The sequence below is a fragment of the Paraburkholderia sp. FW306-2-2C-D06C genome (assembly GCF_058781505.1).
The window spans coordinates 26752-47005 of sequence record NZ_JBYSWU010000034.1; the positions used below are offsets into that span (position 1 = coordinate 26752).

The 20254-nt window shown below is 63.0% G+C and carries 13 protein-coding genes; 4 read left to right on the forward strand and 9 right to left on the reverse strand.

Annotation, left to right across the window (positions count from 1 at the left end):
• Window positions 1-38: 38 nt before the first annotated feature.
• The 5 genes from AC3WLT_RS23670 to AC3WLT_RS23690 all read right to left on the reverse strand — a co-directional run bounded on the left by AC3WLT_RS23670 (window position 39) and on the right by AC3WLT_RS23690 (window position 7573).
• Window positions 39-2273: a polysaccharide biosynthesis tyrosine autokinase gene (locus tag AC3WLT_RS23670; RefSeq protein ID WP_492594111.1), complete on the reverse strand. Its 2235-nt coding sequence runs from the start codon at window positions 2271-2273 to the stop codon at window positions 39-41.
• A 48-nt stretch (window positions 2274-2321) separates the two neighbouring features.
• Complete coding sequence (locus AC3WLT_RS23675; RefSeq protein ID WP_492594112.1) at window positions 2322-3461, reverse strand: polysaccharide biosynthesis/export family protein; 1140 nt, start codon at window positions 3459-3461, stop codon at window positions 2322-2324.
• A gap of 67 nt (window positions 3462-3528) precedes the next feature.
• On the reverse strand, window positions 3529-4914 hold the full coding sequence (locus AC3WLT_RS23680; RefSeq protein ID WP_492594113.1) for an undecaprenyl-phosphate glucose phosphotransferase: 1386 nt from the start codon (window positions 4912-4914) through the stop codon (window positions 3529-3531).
• A 53-nt stretch (window positions 4915-4967) separates the two neighbouring features.
• On the reverse strand, window positions 4968-6500 hold the full coding sequence (locus AC3WLT_RS23685; protein ID WP_492594114.1) for a mannose-1-phosphate guanylyltransferase/mannose-6-phosphate isomerase: 1533 nt from the start codon (window positions 6498-6500) through the stop codon (window positions 4968-4970).
• 89 nt (window positions 6501-6589) lie between these two features.
• Window positions 6590-7573 (reverse strand): helix-turn-helix domain-containing protein, encoded by a 984-nt coding sequence (locus AC3WLT_RS23690; RefSeq protein ID WP_492594115.1) that lies wholly within the window; start codon window positions 7571-7573, stop codon window positions 6590-6592.
• Window positions 7574-8387: 814 nt separating this feature from the next.
• Between AC3WLT_RS23690 and AC3WLT_RS23695 the strand changes: the two genes are divergently transcribed.
• The 3 genes from AC3WLT_RS23695 (at window position 8388) to AC3WLT_RS23705 (ending at window position 13827) form a co-directional block, all read left to right on the forward strand.
• On the forward strand, window positions 8388-10688 hold the full coding sequence (locus tag AC3WLT_RS23695) for a hypothetical protein (protein ID WP_492594116.1): 2301 nt from the start codon (window positions 8388-8390) through the stop codon (window positions 10686-10688).
• 171 nt (window positions 10689-10859) lie between these two features.
• The gene (locus tag AC3WLT_RS23700; protein WP_492594150.1) at window positions 10860-11312 is read left to right on the forward strand and encodes a GDP-mannose mannosyl hydrolase; all 453 of its coding nucleotides are present in this window, start codon (window positions 10860-10862) and stop codon (window positions 11310-11312) included.
• Between the two features lie 130 nt (window positions 11313-11442).
• Window positions 11443-13827, forward strand: a complete 2385-nt coding sequence (locus AC3WLT_RS23705) for a hypothetical protein (protein WP_492594117.1) — start codon at window positions 11443-11445, stop codon at window positions 13825-13827.
• A gap of 49 nt (window positions 13828-13876) precedes the next feature.
• Here the strand turns inward: AC3WLT_RS23705 and AC3WLT_RS23710 are convergent, their stop codons facing one another.
• Entirely contained in the window at window positions 13877-14962 is a 1086-nt protein-coding gene (locus AC3WLT_RS23710; RefSeq protein WP_492594118.1) for a glycosyltransferase family 4 protein, read from the reverse strand.
• A gap of 759 nt (window positions 14963-15721) precedes the next feature.
• A complete protein-coding gene (locus AC3WLT_RS23715; RefSeq protein WP_492594119.1) occupies window positions 15722-16138 on the reverse strand; it encodes a hypothetical protein in 417 nt (138 codons plus the stop codon).
• Between AC3WLT_RS23715 and AC3WLT_RS23720 the strand changes: the two genes are divergently transcribed.
• Window positions 16113-17654 (forward strand): hypothetical protein, encoded by a 1542-nt coding sequence (locus tag AC3WLT_RS23720; RefSeq protein ID WP_492594120.1) that lies wholly within the window; start codon window positions 16113-16115, stop codon window positions 17652-17654. The two genes, AC3WLT_RS23715 and AC3WLT_RS23720, sit on opposite strands and share 26 nt — an antisense overlap.
• Before the next feature lie 127 nt (window positions 17655-17781).
• Here AC3WLT_RS23720 and AC3WLT_RS23725 read toward each other — a convergent pair whose 3' ends face one another.
• Window positions 17782-19320 (reverse strand): amino acid permease, encoded by a 1539-nt coding sequence (locus AC3WLT_RS23725; RefSeq protein WP_492594121.1) that lies wholly within the window; start codon window positions 19318-19320, stop codon window positions 17782-17784.
• 69 nt (window positions 19321-19389) lie between these two features.
• Complete coding sequence (locus AC3WLT_RS23730; RefSeq protein WP_492594122.1) at window positions 19390-20166, reverse strand: SDR family NAD(P)-dependent oxidoreductase; 777 nt, start codon at window positions 20164-20166, stop codon at window positions 19390-19392.
• Window positions 20167-20254 lie beyond the last annotated feature (88 nt).

A 20254-nucleotide genomic window follows, 5' to 3' on the forward strand; every position in this document is an offset into this window, starting at 1 on the left:
CGCGGTTGAATGGTGGTGGTCGGCCGCTGGCCGCCGCCTCAACCCGCGATGCTGTCGTATCCGTAGTAGCCGCCGTGATAGCCCGAACCGAGGAATGCCCCTTCCTGCGGCACGTCGGTGAGCAGCACGCCCTTGAGCAACACGCCGCCGTTGTGCAGCCGCTTGGCGGTCTCGGATATCTCGTTCAATGGATGGCGGCCGTAGCGCACCACCAGCAGCGCCGTGCCCGCGTATTTGCCGATGACGGTCGAGTCGGTCACGGCGAGCACGGGTGGCGTGTCGACGATGATGAGGTCGTACCTCGACTTCAATTCGTCTAGCATCGTCTCGAAGCGTTTGCTCATCAGCAGCTCGGACGGATGCGCGGGCAGCGTGCCCTTGGCCAGCACGTCGAGTCCGGGCAGTACGTCGCGCTGGATCATGGAATGCAGATCGCCGCCGCTCAGCACGTCCGAGAGCCCTGGCTGGTGTCCGATACCGAAATGCGAATGGACGTCGCCGCGCCGCATGTCGCCGTCGATGATCAGCACGCGCTTGTTCGCGGACGCGACTAGCGCCGACAAATTCACCGACAGGAACGACTTGCCGGTATCGGGCCTCGAGCCCGTGATCATCACGACGTTGTTGTCGGCGTGGTCGAGCGACAGCTGCAACGAGGTCCGCAGATTGCGCACGCCTTCCACGGCGATGTCCTGCGGCGCCTGCTCGGCCAGCACGTGAAGCCCGCGGCGGCGCAGCATGACGTTTTCCTGCAGCCGCAGCTGATGCTGGCTTCTCGGCACCACAGCGAACACCGGCACGCCGAGCACGGCCTCGATTTCGTCCGGGCGCTCCACGCCGCCATACATCGCCCGCTTGATGAAGGTCAGCATGACGCCGATCAGCAAGCCGCCGCCGAGCGCGATCAGGATCGCCAGCACGCGCTTCGGACGCACCGGTTCGTCCGGCGCCTCGGCAAAATCCACCACGCGCACGCTGCCCACCTGGCCGGCCTTCGCCACCCTGAGTTGCTGCGCGCTATTGAGCAGATTGGTATAGAGCTCCGTGTCGACGTGCACGTCGCGCAGCAGCCGCAACGCGCTCTGTTCGGTATCCGGCATCACGGCCACGCTGCGGTTCATGTTGTTCTGGGCGCCCTGCAAGGCCGCGATCTGTGCGTCGAGTGCCGCCACCGCCGGGTGATTCGCCGTGAAGCGGGTCGACATCTCCGCGCGCTGCTGCTGCAGGTCGAGCAGCTTGGTCTTGTTGTCGACGATCTGCTGAAGCAACAGCCGGCTTTCTTCGCCGAGATCGACTGTGCCGTGCGTGTTGCGGAACTTGTTATAGCGTTGCTCGGCGTCGTCGAGTTCCTTGCGCAAGCCGGGTAGTTGCTGATCGAGGAACGCCAGCATGTGCTCGGCTTCGGTCGAGCGGCTTTCGACATCCTGGCGGATGAATTGGCGCGCCATGCTGTTGACGATATTCGCGGTCAACGCGCTGTTGCCGCCTTCAAGGCTTGCGCGAATCACGCCGGACTGAAGCGTGGTTTCGGCGACCACCAGCGCCTTTTGCAGCCGGTCGACGGTGCTCAGCGTCGAGGCGCGCTGCAATTCGAAACGCGCACCGGCAGGCCCGACCAGCGCATCGACCCGCAGCGCAATCGGGCCGTCGGCGGTATCGGTCTGCACGGTCTCGCCGACATGGCCGGACAGAATGGCGATGCCGTTCCTGTCGCGCAGCACATACGATCCGTCATTGCCTTTGATCAGCGTGAAGGTCGTGTCATAAAGCTCCTTCGCGGTGTCGAAGCGCGACACCGAGATACGCTCGCTGCCCCACGCGTAAGCGGACAGGTTGATGAACGACGGTAGCCTGAAGCCCCACTCCCCATTCACCAGACCGGCGATCATCCCGCCGACAAATGGCAGATAGCGCGGCGTCGCCGAGATGTCGAGGTGCAGCGTCCTGACGGTTTCCTCGGTGACCAGACGCGACTTCAGCAACTCGATCTCCGCCGCCGTCGACGGCTTGGTGTCGAACATGCCGGTGAGCGGCGGCAACGACTCCTTGCCGTTGGCGTTGTTGTTGCCGGTCTTGTCCTCGACATGGAACAGCACATCCGCGCGGTAAGTCGGCGGTGCGAGAAACGCGTAGGCGCACCCCAGCGCCAGCGCAATCAGCATCGCCATCACGATCGTGCGCCAGCCACGCACGATCGTACGCAGATAGTCCGACAGGTTGAGCTCATCCTGCGCGGACACGTCGGTGTAGCGGTTTTCGAAGTTGATTGCCATTTTCATCACCCAGCAAAGCCCGGCGGTTCAAGATCTCGACAGATAGTTTTATTTCGCGAGCACAGCTCCCGTTACCGCTGCATTGATCGCCGGCAGCAGCAGGTTCAGCACACGGTTGAAGCGAACGAGCGAACCCTGGCCGACGTACACCACGTCCTTCGGCTGAAGCTCGAACTGGTTGGCGAGCAGCATCGACACGGGCGAAGTCGCATCGAGGTGATAGACCTGCGGCTGCTCGCTCATCGAGTTGCGGATCACGAACAACTGCCTCGTCTGGGCCGTGTTCGAATCGAAGCTGCCGCTATCCGAGATCGCCTGCGAAAGCGTCAGCGAACCGTTGCGCATCGGCATGATGGTCGCCGGCTTGTTGACCTCGCCCATCACATACACGCCGCTGTCTTCGCGCGAAGCCACGCGCACCAGGTCGCCGGGTTGCAGATAGATGTCCGACGGATTGCGGCCGCGTTTGATCAGATCGTCCACGTTGAGCGGATAGGTGACGCCGTTGCGGACCAGCTCCACGCGGCTGCGGTCCGCGTTAGCACTGAAGCCGCCGCCCTGGTTGATCGCGCTGGTCAGCGACATCGGAATGTCGTTGAGAGACTGCGCGCCGGGCGTCCGCACTTCACCGTCGACATAGACCTGCGCCGCACGGAACGACGCGACTCGCACCGTGACCTCGGGCTTCTGGTACACCTTACTCAGGCGGTTATGCAGTTCGCGCTGGATCGTCGCGACGTCTTGCCCGGCGACGTGCACAGTGCCTGCATACGGAAACTGCACGTTGCCGCTGTCATCGATCAGAAAGCCGGGCGCCGCATCCGACGGTTTCTGATTTGCCGCGGGTTGTCCGAGCGCCGCCGCGAGTTCCGGGTGATCCCACACGACGATCTGCAGCACATCGCCCGGACCGACCTTGTAAGCAGTCGGTTTGCCGAACAAAGCGGCCGTCTGCGGAGTCAGTGCCGCAGACGCCGTCGCAGCATTCATCTTGCGCAGCAACGACAGGTTGATATCGGTAATCGGTATCTGCACCTGCTGCGCCGCCTCCGTGCTGTAATCCCCACCCGTATCCTGCACCGCGGCCGGCGTAATCATCCGCTGGCCCGGTGCCAGCGAGCACGCGGACAGCAGAGCTGCAATTGCGCAAACCAAAACGCTTCCTGTACGTATCCCAAGCGAGCCCATGATGTTTCCTCCTTGCGCCAGGTCGCTGTCCTCAGGGGAGACAGCGCCCCTCGTGCTTGTTAACTACTTAGTAAGCGTTTCGATGCCTCAGTCCCGCGACGATCGTCACGCCGATGATCCGCATGTCGAGTGCGAACGACCAATGCCCCAGGTAGTACAGGTCGTGCGCGACGCGACGCTCCATCTTCTCGATGCGGTCGGTTTCGCCACGAAAGCCGTTGATCTGCGCCCAGCCGGTAATGCCCGGCTTGATCCGATAGCGATTGATGTAGCCGGCGACCACCTTCTGATAGAGGTCGTCGTGCTCGAGCGCATGGGGACGCGGTCCTACGACCGACATGTCGCCACGCAGCACGTTGAAAAACTGCGGCAGTTCGTCGAGGCTCGTGCGGCGCAGAAACGCGCCTACTTTCGTGACGCGCGGATCGTTGCGCGTCGCCTGCTTGAGGCTGCCTTTCTCCTCGGTATGCAGACGCATCGAGCGGAACTTGTAGATCGTGAAGACGCGTCCGTCCGCGCCTTTGCGCTTCTGCTTGAACAGCACCGGGCCACGGGACGAGAGCTTCACCGTGATCGCGATCGCGAGCAGGAGCGGCGCGAGGCCGATCAATGCGCTCGCCGCGAACAGGCGGTCGAAGATTTCCTTCTTCAGCATCGAACTGGCGGAAAGCGGCGAGGCGACGAGGTTGATCGCCGGCACGCCGAGCAGATCGATGACGCCGCTGCCGTCGAACAACGCAATGCTGCGCACGTCCGGCATGAAGCGGATATTCACCAGATCGTCGCGAAACTCGCTGATCAGCTTGCAGATCAGTGGCTCTTCGGCAAGCGACAACATGAGCCAAAGCTCGTGCACGTCGTTGGTACGGATGTAGTCGGCGAGCGCATCCACCGAATCGAAGACCGGCACGCGCGCGCTGGTCACGGCGGAGATGTCGGAGTGAGTGTTATAGACGGCTGTAGCGCGAAAACCCGTGCCGGGCGCCGAATCGATCCGGCGAATGATCGCGTCGCACTGCGAGCCGCTGCCGACGATCGCGACCTGATGCAGGTTCAGGCCGGCGCTGCGGGCACGCGCCAGTACCGCATGCGTGATTAGCCGGTAGGCGATCAGCAGGCCGCCCGTCACCGCGGTCCAGTAGGAGAACCACAGTCTCGACACGAAGTCGATGCGATGCAGCGAGTACATCAGTACCAGCGCGCTGCCCTGCACCATCAGCCACGCAAGCGAAACCTGGCCGGCCAGCCCCAGCTTCGAACGGCCGCGCCATGATTCATAGACGCCGAACGCCGGAAACGTGGCCAGCGCAAACGCGGCGGAAAACATCACCAGCGCCCAATAGAAACCGGATTGGGCGAGGTAATCGAAACGGATCTGGGACGCCACTGCCGCTCCCACGAGCACTAACGCAACATCGAACACTCGCGCGAGCAAATCCTGAAACTTGCGCATTTTGCTTACCTCGTTCTTACCGTTCGTTTCCGCAGATGATTCCCGGCCCGCCGTTAGGAGCAGCGGCCGTAGCTGTCGTTGAACCTCACAATGTCGTCTTCACCCAGATACGTGCCTGACTGGACTTCAATGATTTCGAGCGGCACTTTCCCCGGGTTTTCGAGCCGGTGACGTGTGCCCAGTGGAATGAAGGTCGATTCGTTTTCGCTCAGCAGAAACTGCTCGTCGCCGCGCGTGACGAGCGCCGTGCCGCGCACCACGACCCAGTGCTCGGCGCGATGGTGATGCAGTTGCAAAGAAAGCTGGGCGCCCGGTGTGACGACAATGCGCTTTACCTGGAAGCGCTCGCCGCGATCGATGGAATCGTAGAAACCCCATGGCCGCCGCACCTTGCGATGCGCGTCGGCCTCGGGCGCGTGCTGCGCCTTGAAGCGCGCCACCAGCCCTTTCACGTCCTGCACATGGGAGCGGTCGACCACCAGCACGGCGTCGGCTGTTTCGACTACCACGACGTTGCTCGTGCCGACGCAGGCGACGAGCCGCCCTTCCGAATGGGCGTAACTCGACACCGCGCCTTCAAAAGTCACACGGCCGCGGCTCGCGTTCCCGCAGGAGTCCTTCTCCATCGCGGCCCACACAGCGTCCCATGAACCCAGATCCGACCAGCCCGCATCGAGCCGCACGACGACGCCGGCAGGGACCGCGCCGGATGACGTGTCCGCGTCGCCCAGACGCTCCATCACCGCGTAGTCGATCGAGTCCGCTGACGTGCTCAGAAAGGCGTCCACCAGCGGACGGAAATACGCGCCTTCGGTATGACCGTTGGCGAATGCGCGTTCGCACGCGGCGTGCATGTCCGGCTGCAGGCGCTGCAAGGTATCGAGCCAGACGCGCGCCCGCACGATGAAAATGCCGCTGTTCCACCAATACGTGCCGGCCGCCACATACTGCGCCGCGATTTCTTCTGCCGGCTTCTCGACGAAACCGTCGATCACGTGGCCGCCGTCGGGCAGTTCGGCGCCGATGCGGATATAGCCGAAGCCCGTATCGGGACGTGTCGGCGGCACGCCCAGCGTGGCGATCGCGCCGCGTTCCGCGTGCCTCGCGGCGCATTCGAGCGCGCCTTGCAACGCGCGCACGTCGGCAATCGAATGGTCGGCAGGCATCACGATGAGAATGGCGTCGTCTCCGTGCGCACACGCGAGCGAGGCGGCGAGCGTCAACGCCGGCGCCGTATCGCGCCGCGCGGGTTCGACGATCAGACGCGCCTCGACGCCGTTCTCACGAAGCTGCTCGGCGATCACGAAGCGGTGCTCCTCGCCGCAGACGATGATCGGCGCGGCATCCACGTTCCAGCCTGGGGGAAATCCCTCCATGCGCCGCGCGGTTGCCTGCAACAGCGAGTCGGAGCCGACCACGTCGATCAGTTGCTTCGGATAGTTTTCACGCGACACCGGCCACAGCCGCGTGCCCGAGCCACCCGCAAGAATGACCGGCGCAATCCGCGTGCAACGCGAACCGGCTGTCCCGTCGCAAGCACCATCCGGGCCCACCGACGCAGCGCTCACCGCTCCATTTGTCAACATATTCGCATTCCTTACAATCCCCAAGAATCAACGAACCTGCTCATCCAATCACTGCGCTGCCGGGGCGCCCGGCCGAGGAGCAGCGCGCGCTATTCGCCAACCATGCGGCGGCTCTGAATCCGGAATTCCGTGGGGGAAATTCTCATACGTTTGCGGAACACCTTCGCAAGCCGGTCGCCATTGCCCATGCCGGTGCGCCGGGCAATCTTGTCGACCGGCAATTCCGATTCGGTCAACAGGCTGCAGGTCACCGCAAGGCGTTCATGCAACAGGAAACTCGAGGGCGTGATGCCCATTTCCATCTTGAAGCGGCGCAGGAAGTTGCGCTCGCTCATCGCGGCGAACTGGGCTGCGTCGGCAATCGAAATGGCCTGCTGACAGTTCTCTTGCAGCCAGCGAGCCGCCGCGCGGACTTTGTCGCCTGGGCTCAGGCCGCCGTCTTCGCCGAGCAGCGGCGCCAGATTCGCGCAGGAGTCGGCGAGCAGGCGTTCTGCAACGGTGCGTGCAGCGGTGCCGCCCAGATCGCGTTTGACCATGGCAAGCGCGCTTCTCATCGATTCGAGCCGGTCGCCCGTGTCGCCGTTCTGTTCGGTCTGGCTTGGCGGGACGGACTGTTGGCGGAAATCGCCGGATTCCTGACTGTCGGCGAGGGACGCAGCCTCCAGCAGCGAGCGCCCTTCTCCGATCGGACGAACCATGCCCGTGTTGCGGCGAACCCGCCGCAGCCAGGCGATCAGCCGTTCGTCGGAAGCGGCTGCGGGCGCGCCTTTACCGCCGGCGACGTACAACGCATCGAAACCGCTGTAGTGCCGGGCGTCGAGCCCGTCGGTCCAGACGCGTAGTGCGGAGGAACAGGTCACCATGCCGCCGTCGGCCGACAGGAAGGAAACGTCGTACAGCCATCCGCCTGAACCGGACGAGGCAAGTTCGTTTGCCGCCTGGAACACTTCGGCAACGACGCCCGCGCCCAGCAGCGAGCATTCGTTGAACATCAGTATCGCGATGCGACGCATACTCTTGTTCGGCGCATGCACCCAGCGCAGCATTGAAGACTCGAGACTCGCACAGGTCATAGTCATCCTCACCAGAAAACGGATCTACTTTTCACCTTGAACGACCGGCACAGAAGGCTTCTCTGTGCGGTGCATCATAGCCATCCCCAATCAAGCATTTAACCGCCATGACCGAAAGAGCAGACATGTTGGCGCTTCGCCATGGTGGCCAGCCAGTTATTTTCGGAACGACCATCGACCACTAATTTTTCAACGAATTAAAAAAATCAATTCCACACATGAATGAATTTACATTTCGCGAATTTCACATGTGTATTAGTTACGATTTTTTGTGTGCCAGCACACATACAGCCACTGCCCGGAATGCTTGAACATCTGTTTGATAAACCCAACATCCCATTGATTTGAAGTGACTTTTACCAATCAAACCGACAGAATGAGCGTAGCCGCCTTATCTTTACTAGCCTTGCTCCCGGGGAGCGCGCCGGCAAACTTTCTTCGGACGATACAATTAGCCGCCAGAGATATCTAAAGCGAGTCTCGAATATAAAACAATTTTAGCGAGATGCAATTATTTAATTCTTTGTTAGCGAGGCTTAAGAATATAAACGTGACGATTAATGTTTCAAACGTGAAACACGCAAGTAAGACAACTTCAGACCATACGGCAATAGACGGGCCAGTGGCGGATTCTGTCGTATGAGAGGCGGCACAATTCCGCCAACGAATTGCGGAAATACACTATGCGGTTTACGCAACAGATTGCGGTATGAGGTAGCCAAAGGCGGGTCTGACCTGGTGGACTAGCAGTTCGCCGACACGCGCCGACACGTCTTCGCCGTGGCGGCACGCACCGAACGAGGATGGGAAACACATGCTGAACGTACGCGAATATCGCGCGCTGCGGCCGCTCGCCAGCGCCTTTGCAGCCCGGGTCCCTGGGCTGCGGATCGCTGCTTTGACGGCGGCGTTTGTCACTGGCTTCGCCGGCGCAAGCTGCAACGCGCTTGGCGCTTCGGGACAGGACAGCGCGAGCAATGCCGACATAGCTGCTAACAGCGCGGCTAACAACGCGGCCGGCAGCAGTGCTAGCTTCGCAGCCGATGGCCGGACATGGACGCCGTGTGCAGCGGAAAACGAAACTTGCCGATTCAGCGGCACGCGAGACGTGCTGTACGGCACGGCCGCGCGGCACGTCGTGAAGACGCTCTCGAACGGCACCGAATGCAATAACAGCGTGTTCGGCGACCCGGCGCTCGGCGAGGACAAGCGCTGCGCCGTGGCACTCTCCGCGAGTCGGAACACGCCACAGAGTGCGGCCCCGGAAGCGGCTGTCGCGCGCCCAGCATCACGCGTGCCTGCCGGCCAGGGGCTGCGCTGCTCCGCCCCCGCCACACAAGCCGGCGCGGCCGGCAGCGACGACCTGCTCGAAGCGGATACGCCCAGTGACGGAACGCGCCTCTTCGCATCAGGCAAGCCGTTTGCAGTCACCTTCACGGCGCGGCCGACACAAGGCGATACGCTCACCTGGCAGATGCGCGACAGCTGGAACGTTGTGCGCGCAAGCGGCCGATTCCCCGTCCCTGCGGGTGCCTCCGTATCGACACTCACTTGCGCGTCGACACTCTCCGGCTACTTCGCGATTTCCGCTTCGCTGGAGCGTGCACACGGACAGTTCGAGTCGCGCGGCACACGTCCGGCGGGCATCGTCACCTTCGGCGTGCTGCCCGACACATCCGCCGCATTGCCGCCCGCAGGTTTTCCGTATCAGGACCTGCATCGATTCGGCGGACAAGGCACCGCCTATCTGGCGCCCGGTCAGCACTGCTGCGATGGCGACGGCTATCGGCCGGTCTATACGGCGCTCGGCCTGTCATGGGCAAACGACAATCGCAACTGGTACATGGAGGAGCCCGACAAGGCCGGCACCTTCGACCCCGCGGCGCGGCAGCTGACGCCCTTCTTCCGGCGCGGCGACATCATGCGTCTGATCCAGCTCGACGGAATTCCGAAGTGGGCAAGCCCGACCGGCAAAGAGACTCACAGCTACGCGCCGACCTCGCTCGCGCAATTCAAGGACTACATGGCCAAAGTAGGCGCGGAATCCAACCGCGTACGTATGACCTATTTCCCCAAGCAGCGGGACAACTACTATCAGGTCACCTGGGAGCCGGATGCGGATGGCGGGCTGCCGTGGCGCGACAGCGACGCGAATTTCGTCGCGTTGTACGAGGCTGTCTGGCGCGGCATCCACTCGACCGATCCGCACGCCGTGGTGATGGGTTTGACCTATTCGTCGGTACAAGGCAACGTCCAGTGGCTCGGCCGTCTCGGTCCGCTCGGTATCGGCCGTTATCTGGACGGGTTGAGCATTCACGGCTATTACGATGCCGGGACGTCCCCGTCGCATCCGCCCGAGCGGCTCGCCAATGCCGGCGATCCGGCCGTGGCGGCCAATGCGCTGCCCGCATCGATGCGGGCGCTGCGCCACCAGATGCGTCAGTACCTGAAACCTGGCGCGCGTCTGTTCGTGACCGAAACCGGCATCAGTTACGACATCGGCGAGTCCTACGGCAAAAACTATCCGGGCTGGAACGTGCTGTACGCACAGGCGGCCGTGGTGGCGCGCACGCACCTGATCCTGCTCGGCGAAGGCGCGGATATGACCTACCTTTTCTATCTCGCGGATATGCCGGACGCCGCGCCCGGCTACGGGCTGTTCTTCGAGCTCGACCATCCGACCGGCGCTTACGGCCCGACTCGCATCAGCCCGAAACCCGCAGCGCTCGCCACGGCGGCGATGACGCGGATCATCGACGGAACCGACACGCTCGGCCCGCTCAAGGGTGTGCCTAACGGCGTCTACGCCTACGCATTTCGCCGGCTCGGCAACGGCCGCGTGGTCACCGCGCTCTGGACCCATGGCAACGAGAAATGGAACGCCAAAGCGGGCTTCAGCACGGGTCAGAATGCCGACTTTCGTCTTAGGGTCGATGCGCCGGGCACGTCGGGTGAAGTAACCGTTTTCGACATGATGGGAAACGCGTCGACGCTGCCGTATCGCGATGGCGTGGCCAGCCTCAAGCTGTCTCCGGCCCCCATCTATGTGGTCTCCGCCAACGCAGGCGTTTTCAGGGACGCCGTCACGACGCCGGAGGGCTACGTTTCGCGATAAGCCGACGCGCGAGCGTCGGCAACGCACAATCAACGCCCGCCGCCGGCCGCTGTCGCGAAGTGGCGATACTTCGGCGCGTCGCGACAGGTTCGCCGGTCTTTTTGCCCGCGTAAAATAGCGCCTTATGTGCAACTTTCGTTCCCCCCCGCTCTACTTGCAGGAGATGGCATGCTGCTGTCAGAGATCGATTTCCTGGACATCGTCCGTCTGACGCCCCTGATCTCGATCGATCTGATCGTCAGCGATTCCACCGGCCGCGTGTTGGTCGGCTATCGCCGCAACCGCCCCGCGCGCCGCACATGGTTCGTGCCCGGTGGGCGCATTCTCAAGGACGAAACCCTCGAGGCGGCGTTCGCCCGCATCGTCGATGCAGAACTGGGCATCACGAAACTGGATCGCTCCGCGGCGCGCTTCGAAGGGGTTTTCGAGCACCACTACAACGACAACTTCGCAGACGAGCCGGACGTCTCGACCCACTACATCGTCCTCGCGTATTCGCTGACGCTCGCCAGCACCGCGCTGGTCGGGCGGCTCGAGCAGCACAGCGAGTATCTATGGCTCACACCTGCCGAACTGCTGGCGCGCGACGACGTCCACGAAAATACCAAGGCGTATTTCCGCTAGCGCATGCATCGGCCGGCATGGATCCATGCGCTGCTGTCGGCGCACAATCCGGTTCCGATTGTGAGTTCGCGAACGTGCGGGGTCAGGGCGGTCCAGTAAGATCGGGTTCTCCGTCAGGACTCGAATCAACATGCGATCCATTGCAGCTCCGCTCGTTCGCGATTCATCCATTGTTTTCCTTCTGCTCGTTTTCTTCGCCGTCGTCGCGCCTCGCTCAGCGCGAGCGGCCGACTGCGGCGCCGGTACGCTCGTCACCGTCGTCGCCCACCTCGACGACGATCTGCTGTTCGTGGACCCCGCCATCAACGAACGTCTCGACGCAGGCTGGTGTATCACCACGGTCCATCTGATCGGCGGAGCCAACGGTGCGGATTTCGCCTACGTGCAGACCCGCGAGCGGGCGTCCCGGCTCGCTTATGCACGCATGGCCGGCGTGCCTGACGAGTGGATCGAATCCAGTATCCCGATCGCCGGCAAGCTGGTTCATCAAATGGTGCTGAAGTCGAAGCCGCAAGTCCGCTTGCTCGAGTTTCGTCTGCCCGGCGGCGGCGTGCGCGGCGGACGCGAACCGCTCGGCCTGCTGTGGGAACAGAGCGCAACGCTTTCGACTTATCCGATGAACGCGGACGGCTCCGCTCGCGTGCAATACGATCGGGCTTCCCTGTCGGCGACGCTGAAAGTGATACTCGCGGAGGCCTCGCAGATTTTCACGCTCAATCCGGACACGGTGCCGTTTATCGAGCATCCCGATCATATTTACGCGGCGCGCATTACGCGCCGCGTCGCCCAGACGCTGCGCAAAAGCGTGCCGATCGAATACCACATCACCTATCCGACGGGCGGCTGGCCCGCCAATCTCCCCGCCGCCGAGGTGCAGCGCAAGCGCGACATCGTCGCCAGCTACTTTGCGATCGACGGCAGCGAGTATTCGCACGTATTCGGCGAGTATCAGTGGGACGGCAACTGGGTCGCGCGCCGCTATGCGTTTGCCGATCGCACGGATCGCCCCGCAGCGGATTTCCAGGCGCATCCCGTGCAACTGTTCAATGCGGCGTCGAACCGCTGCCTGAGTTCCAACGGCGCCGGCCGCGAGCCCCTTCTTGCCGCGTGCACAGATTCCCGAACCCAGCAATGGCGTTGGCAACCGCTGGCCGTCTATCCCGGCAATGCGCGCAACGCCGCGCTCGTGAGCGTCGCGACATCGCAATGCATCGCCGAGCGCGACGGCTTCCTGATCTCCGAGACCTGCGACGAATGGGACACGGCGCAACGCTGGACGCCCTGGGACTTCGGCCTCGTCTACACACCGCTGCGGCACTGCCTCGGCGAAAACGACGGCAAGCTCGCCATGCGAGGCTGCACATCGCTCACGACACGCTACCGGTGGGCAACCACGCAACGCACCCAGGCCACCGACCTGCGGCTCGCAACGGCGATGTATGGCGATATCGCCGGCCACGGCGAGCAATCCGCGGTCTACGTTCAACGACAGCACGACGGTCCCGGATTCGACGTGTATGCGGCATCCCTGTCGAAAGCAGCGCGCCCCGTGCTCTGGTACGCCAACCCCGTCCCGTTCGACTACCGTTCCACGACGCCGAGCTGCGCCGGCGACAAGCTGTGCTTCGACAGCGTGCGCTTCGTGCTGGGGGACTTCGATGGCGACGGCCGCGCCGATCTGATGGTCATTGCGGCGCGCCGCGGCGGCACCGCGTTCTGGTTGCTGCGCAATGCAGGAAACAGATTCGAGGCGCCGCGTCTCTGGCTGCAGACAAGCGGCGCCTTGAAGCCCGAACTGACTCAGCAGTACGTCGCGGCCGACTTCACCGGAACGGGACGCGCGAGCGTGCTGATCGCCCAGAAACGAGCCGATGGCGGACTCGATCTCTGGCTGGCGTCCGCCACGGGATCAGCCAGTGCCGCGCCGGCTCTATGGGCGCAAGCAAGGAATTTGCGGCAAAACACCTATTTGCTGCCGGTCCACGTGGAAGGCTCGCGGGCCTCCCTGGTTGCACTCGACAGTTCAGACGGCCGGCTCGCGTTCACGCAAATCGCCAACGATGGAGCGCATCTGCTAATCGGCGAACGCAGCGTACTGCCGGCGCGTTTCGTACCCGAGTTCGTCAAAGCGACAATTGGCGCGCTGCATGGCAAAGACAGCGACACGCTGATCCTGTTGACACCGCATCTCGACGGCGCGAGCGACGACGCCGTCATCGACATTGCTACCGTGGACCTGGCGGGCACGGCGCACACACCGGTCCAGGCGGCGACATTGCGCGGCATGTCGTGGTCGGACGTCTTTCCGGCTCTCGTGCGTGACAACCGGAATACGGCGCTCGTGCTCTATCGAAGAACCGACGCGACGCTCGGCGACTTCTATTTCACCGGCGGCTCAGCGGCGCTTCTGCGCTACCCCGTCGGGGACGGTTTCGCCTTGGGGACCGCGCAGGATCTCGGCGAGCTGCCGGGGCTCTTCTCGGAGACCTTGCGAATCGACCGGCTGGCACAGTAGCGCGAACCGGCCGCTCAGCAGTCGCGCATGAAGCCGCTCACGAAGCCGCTCATGCCGAAACCGCGAGCGGCCGAACGAACTTCCGCGCAATCGTCATGTAGCGATCCGCCGTGTCATGCAGCGTATATCCCGCCAGCTGGCGGTTCGCACGCGGCGTGCTCAGCGCCGCGAGCAATGCCCGGCCGTAAGCGTCCGGATCGGTCGTATCGACGAGATCGACGCCGGCAAATCCGCTCGCGAAACTGAACGACGGAATCCGGTTGGCCACGACCGGAATGCCCGACGCGAGCGCCTCGAGAAAACCGATGCTCTGCGCTTCGAAACGCGAAGGCATCGCGAAGACGCGCGACGAGCGGAGGATGGCGGCGACATCCGAGCGGGGTCCGCTGACCGTCACGCGGCTATCCAACCCGAGCTGGCTGACCAGCGCCCGCACCGCCTCGTGATATGCGATGTCTTCAACCACGCCGCACAGCAGCAAATGCGCATCAGGCTCGTTATGCAGCACGCGCTCAAACGCGCGGATCGTGTCCAACTGGCTTTTCGCTTCGATGTAGCGGCCAAGCTGAACGATCTGCTTCGCGGGCACATCGGTATCCGGCGCGGGCGCATCGATGTCCTCCGCGAACTGCGACGCGTCCACGCCATTAGGAATGACAACCAGAGCAGGGTGTTTGCCGATCTCTCTCAGGTAGTCGTCGATATTTTGCTGCGACACGCCGATGATCGCCCTCGCCCGCCGTGACAGCAGACGCTCGGCCTGCTTGAGCGCGCCGTTCTCGAAGTCGTTCACGCCGGAGTGCATGACCCAGACGATCGGCGTATGGACCGGCAACAGACGCACATACAGTGCGGCAAGCGTTGCGTGAGCCACGATGAAATCAGGCCGGAACCGGCGCACCACGCGATACAGATGCAGCAGCTTGCCCACGCGCCCGTAGCGAATCGTGGGGAAGAGACAGGTCACCCCGGCGGCCTGGAGCTCAGCCCGGATACTGGCGAAATCGTCCTGCTGCGGGAGCAGCGATGTCATGCACACTTCATGGCCGCCGCGCTGATGATGAATGGCGAGACCTTTTACCAACACCTCCGCCCCGGATAGTCGCGGCGCGTGAACCAGCTGAAGAATCCTCACGATTTATCTCTCTCGGGATAACCGCATTCTGTACGCAGCGGATGGACATGCCGGCCCGGCAAACGCACCGGCCTAAAGAAGCACCGGCATCCCATCGTCGTGTTTCTGTCGCGCCCTTTATTCGGGGGACGCGACATTGTCCCCATAGAACAGCGACAGTTCCGCCGCGAAGTCACCGTCGCGAAGAAACTTTACACCGAAGCACCAGCACTATTACGCCAGCGCCCAGGCGCGATCCGCTGTGGAATGAGGGATAACGCCCATTTCCCTGCCGATTGTCCTCCATATGCATAGTTAGTCATGCCGTGTATTAATTTTTTTCGACCCCAATTCGCATGCCCAATATCGATGCAGATCGTCATGCGGTTACAGCTTTCGTACCACTGAGCAATATTCATGCACCAATGTTCATACGTTACAGCTCGTTACGTCTTTTAAGCACACTAATGCGTATGGTTTCACTCGATTCTTCCCACCAAAGCTCTCCTTCATCGCGCGTCCCACGCTGTTCGATATCTGCGGGCTGACCATCACGGCGGCCAGGGATTCGTCTGCTCAAGAATTTCTCCAGCGGAAAAGTTCTTCGGGACCCATTACCCGGGAAGACGTCACATTTTGCGCAGCCGCATGGCTGCGCACACAGGATGGCCGATGCCGAAATCTCGGTCATCGGCTCGCTTGCAACTGAACCCTATGTTCAGTCCGTTTCGCGGCGCGCCTCGCGCGGGCGGGATGGACGAACATCCGATAGCGGATTGCTCACAGATTGATGAAATCGCATCTACTTCTACTCTCGACACTCTCATTGGCACTAGCAGGTTGCGGCGGTGGCGGCGGCAGCAATGCGGCAACCCAGGCCAACGGCACCGGCGGCTCCACCACCAACGCCGCAGGCGCAAACGGCAACTCGGCCGCCTCAGTCCTTTCCGCCAACCCCAACGCAAAGTTCAGTTGCGCCGCGCCGGCCACTTCGGCGGGCTCCGGCAGCGCCGTCATCTCAGCCGATACGCCTAGTGCCGACGGTACGCGCATCTTCGCTTCAGGCAGCACCTTCCAGCTTACTTTCACGACCAACGCGCCGTCCGCGGACACGCTGAACTGGTCCGTCACGGACACCGTCGGCAGGGTTGCGGCGAGCGGCAGCACCGCCGTGCCGAGCGGCTCGAAGACCATCACGCTGAATTGCACCTCGACGCTCGCCGGTTATTTCGCGGCGTCGGGCACGCTCGCCCAAAACGGCGGCCAGTTGCCGCAAGCCGGCACGCGTCCAGTCGGCATCGCGACCTTCGGGGTGACGCCCAATCTCTCCGGCGCGGTTCCTGCCGTCAGCTATGCGCATCAGGAGCAGCATCGTTTCGGCATGCAAGGCGCGAACGACAACGGCTCGCTGCTTGCCGCTCTCGGCATCAGCTCCACCATCGACGATCGCCAGCTCTCGACGATGGAGCCGAACGCAGCGAACACGTTCAACCCGTCAACGAGCACGCTCGATCCGTTCTACAAGACCGGCAACGTGATGCGTTTGATCCGTCTCGACGGGATTCCCGCCTGGGCGAGCAACACCGGCGCGTTCCAGGACGACACCGGCCTGCCTAAGGATCTTTTGTACTACCAGAACTACATGAGCCGGGTGGGCACAGAATCGAATGCGATTCGCACCGCTTATTTCCCGCAGCAGTCGGCCAATTATTATCAGGTGACATGGGAGCCGAACCAGATGTGGACCGACACGGACGCTAACTTCGTCGCGCTGTATCAGTCCGTCTATCAAGGCATTCATTCGACCGATCCGCACGCGGTGGTGATGGGCCCGACCGATGCGTTCCCGAGTCTGACCACGACGCGTCTGAAGCGCCTCGCGCCGCTCGGCTTCGGTCAATACATCGACGGCGTGGCGACGCACGGTTACTACGACGCGGGCACCTCGCCTTCGCATCCGCCGGAGCGCTACGATAGCGACCCGTCCACCGCCGCCGGCTCGTTGCGCGGCCAGATGCGCAATCTGCGCGCGGAAATGGCCACCGATTACCGTCCCGGCATGAAGCTGTTCTCGACCGAAGCCGGCATCAGCTACGACCTCGGCAGCTCGTACGGTCCGAACTATCCGAGCGCGAACGTGTTGTACGCGCAAGCCGCGGTTGCGGCGCGCATGCACATCATCACGCTCGGCGAAGGTGCCGATCAGGTCTATGTGTTCTATGGCGCGGACTATCCGAACGAAGTCGGCTACGGCACGTTCTTCGATCTGAACGATGCGCAAGGCGCGTTCGGCGCAACCAACATCAGTCCGAAGCCGGTCGCGATGGCGATCAGTGCGATGACGCGCGCGCTCGACGGCACCAACACGCTGGGGCCGGTGAACGGCACGCCGGCCGGGGTCTACGCCTACGCGTTCCAGCAGGTGGGCAACGGCGCGGTGATCACCGCGTTGTGGGCGCATAACAACAACGTGTGGAATGCGAGCGCCGGGTTCAGTTCGACCTATAGCGTGCCGTACAGCCTCACCGTCGATGCGCCGGGCACGAGCGGCACGGTGCAGGTGATCGACATGATGGGCAATGCGTCGACCGCCAGTTACAGCAACGGTACGCTGACGCTCACGCTGACGGAATCGCCGATGTATGTGGTGTCGAACAACGCGTCGGTTGCGAGAGCCAACGCGACCGTTCCGGTGGGTTATGCGGGCAGCTAAGGCCGGCAGCTAAGCACTGAAGCTGAAATCAGGAAGCCGAAGTAAAACGTCAGCCGGTCCGATGGCCGGCTGACATCATTTCAGAACATGCAGGGTTCTAGCAGGCAGAAGCAGGCTCGACCCAGGCTCAACCTTCCCCCAACTGTCCCTCCATCCCGCTCAATTCGCGTTCGCGCTCCTTCGACACTCCGCCGATCGGCGGCCCCGCAAAGCGCTTGCGCACGCCTGCGCCGTACCAGACCGCCAGCAACACCGCGAGCAAACCGGCGATCACGTAGACCACTTTCTGGTTCGGCGGCTGCATGCCGACATACGCCAGCACCAGCGCACCGATCACCGCCGCCACCGCGAACGGCTTCGACAGCATGCCCAGCTGGAATGGGCCCTTCTCGCTCCACGTGCGGCCTTCCGCGAAAATTCCCGCGGCGATCGGCATCGCATAGGAGATGAACAGGAACACCGCGCTACCCGCGCTCAGTACGGTGAAGGCATCGCCGTACAGCGTGACCACGATCGCCAGCACCGCCGAGGTCCAGATCGCCGCGCCCGGCGTGCGATGTGCCGCGTTCACCTTGCGCAGCCACTTCGAAGCAGGCAGGCCGCCGTCGCGCGCAAACGCGAACATCATCCGCGAGGTCGACGTCACCGCTGCCAGACCGCACACATAGTTGATGAAGAACATCAGCAATTCGATCACGATGCGCAGCGGTCCCGGAATCGGCGCAAGGATCGCTTCGAAGAAGCCCGTGCCCTGCTTCACCGCGGCGCCGATGTCCGGCATCACCAGCACGAACGCGCACACCATCACGTAACCGAAGGTGGCCGACCAGAACACCGAACCGACGATGCCGCGCGGCACGTTGCGCGCCGCCTCATGCGTCTCCTCGGACGTATGCGCGGACGCATCGAAGCCGGTGATCGTATAAGCGGTCAGCAGCAGGCCGGACAGAAACGCCATGGCGATGGTCTGCTTCGGCCACGCGCCGCCGTCGACGCCGGTGAAATTGGTGAACGTATAAAGCCGCGACAAGTCGATCTTGACCGGCGAATACGCGAGCAGCGCCACCACCAGCATGATCGTCACCACGAAGATCAGATAGCCCGACAGGTCGGTGATCTTGCTGGTGATGCGAATGCCGCGATGATTGAGGAAGGCCTGCGAGGCGGTAATGACGGTCAGAAAGATCGTCTGATGCCACCAGCCGAGCGCTTCGGGCTTCACGCCGAACATCGGCGCGATCAAGGTGCGGAAGAACGGATCATAGGTGCCGTAATTGATCGCGGCGACCACGAATACGAGCCCGAGCAGATTCAGCCACGCGGTGAGCCAGCCCCACGTCTTGCCGCCGAGAATCGAGCTCCAGTGATAGAGACCGCCGGCAGTCGGATACGACGACGCGATCTGCGCCATCGCCGCGGCCACCACCAGTGCGAACAGCGAGCCGAGCGGCCAGCCGAGTCCGATCGACGCCCCGCCCGCCGCGGACAAGCCCATCTGGAACGACGTGATGCCGCCCGACAGAATGCAGATCAGCGAGAACGACACCGCGAAGTTCGAGAACGCCCCCATGCGCCGGGACAGTTCTTGCGCGTAGCCCATCTTGTGCAGCAGCTTGACGTCGTTGTCGGCGGGCTCCGCCGACGGCACGGCCGTGTTGATGTCCATGACGCGATCCTTTGAACAGGGTTATGACGGTGCGGCGAAAGAGGCGTGACCGCGCGACGGGAAACCGGCTCACGCAGCCGTGAAGCAGTTATCGACATACAGATGCGCGCCGTTGACGAAGCTGGCGTCGTCGCTGGCGAGAAAGAGCGCTGCGCGCGCGACCTCTTCCGGCGCGCACAGGCGGCCCTGCTGCACCGACAAAGCAGCCTCGCTCGCATCGAAACCGTATTTCGCCAGCGCGCTGATTTCGCGGCGGCCGTGCGGCGTATCGATGAAACCGGGGCACACCGCGTTGCAGCGGATTCCGCGATCGCGATACTCGACGGCGATCGAGCGCGCGAACATCGCGCATGCGCCTTTGGTCGTGCAGTACAGCACTTCGAGCGGCGTCGCCGCGACCGACGAGATCGACGCCGTGCAGACGATCGAACCGCGGCCCGCGGCCAGCATGTGCGGCAGCACGGCGCGCGTCATCATGAACATGCTCTTCACGTTGACGTTCATCAGCCAGTCGTAGTCTTCGTCGGTGGTATCGACGAACGGCTTCACGACGATGCTGCCGGCGTGATTGAACAGCACATCGACGCGTCCGAAACGCGCGACGATGTTCGCCACCGCAGCATCCACTGCGGCGCACTTCGACACGTCGGCTGCGAACAGTTCGGCCGTGCCGCCTGCGGCGCGAATCCGCGTCACCACTTCCTCGCCCGCATCGGTATTGATATCGACGACGGCGACCTGCGCGCCTTCCTGTGCGAACAGCAGCGACGCCGCGCCGCCTGCGCCCGTTGCGCCGCCCGACACGATTGCGATCTTGCCTTCCAGCCTGCCTGCCGGTCTGCTCATGCGTGACTCCCGTTCTGGTGCATTGCGTTGTGCACAAAGTAGGGGCGGCAAAAAGCGGCGACTATCCAAAATTGGCAAAAAGTAAAAA

Excerpts from the sequence above, each read along its gene's own strand:
- AC3WLT_RS23670 (WP_492594111.1), bottom strand. The coding sequence starts at position 2,273 with ATGGCAATCAACTTCGAAAACCGCTACACCGACGTGTCCGCGCAGGAT.
- AC3WLT_RS23675 (WP_492594112.1), bottom strand. The coding sequence starts at position 3,461 with ATGGGCTCGCTTGGGATACGTACAGGAAGCGTTTTGGTTTGCGCAATT.
- AC3WLT_RS23680 (WP_492594113.1), bottom strand. The coding sequence starts at position 4,914 with ATGCGCAAGTTTCAGGATTTGCTCGCGCGAGTGTTCGATGTTGCGTTA.
- AC3WLT_RS23685 (WP_492594114.1), bottom strand. The coding sequence starts at position 6,500 with ATGTTGACAAATGGAGCGGTGAGCGCTGCGTCGGTGGGCCCGGATGGT.
- AC3WLT_RS23690 (WP_492594115.1), bottom strand. The coding sequence starts at position 7,573 with ATGACCTGTGCGAGTCTCGAGTCTTCAATGCTGCGCTGGGTGCATGCG.
- AC3WLT_RS23695 (WP_492594116.1), top strand. The coding sequence starts at position 8,388 with ATGCTGAACGTACGCGAATATCGCGCGCTGCGGCCGCTCGCCAGCGCC.
- AC3WLT_RS23705 (WP_492594117.1), top strand. The coding sequence starts at position 11,443 with ATGCGATCCATTGCAGCTCCGCTCGTTCGCGATTCATCCATTGTTTTC.
- AC3WLT_RS23725 (WP_492594121.1), bottom strand. The coding sequence starts at position 19,320 with ATGGACATCAACACGGCCGTGCCGTCGGCGGAGCCCGCCGACAACGAC.
- AC3WLT_RS23730 (WP_492594122.1), bottom strand. The coding sequence starts at position 20,166 with ATGAGCAGACCGGCAGGCAGGCTGGAAGGCAAGATCGCAATCGTGTCG.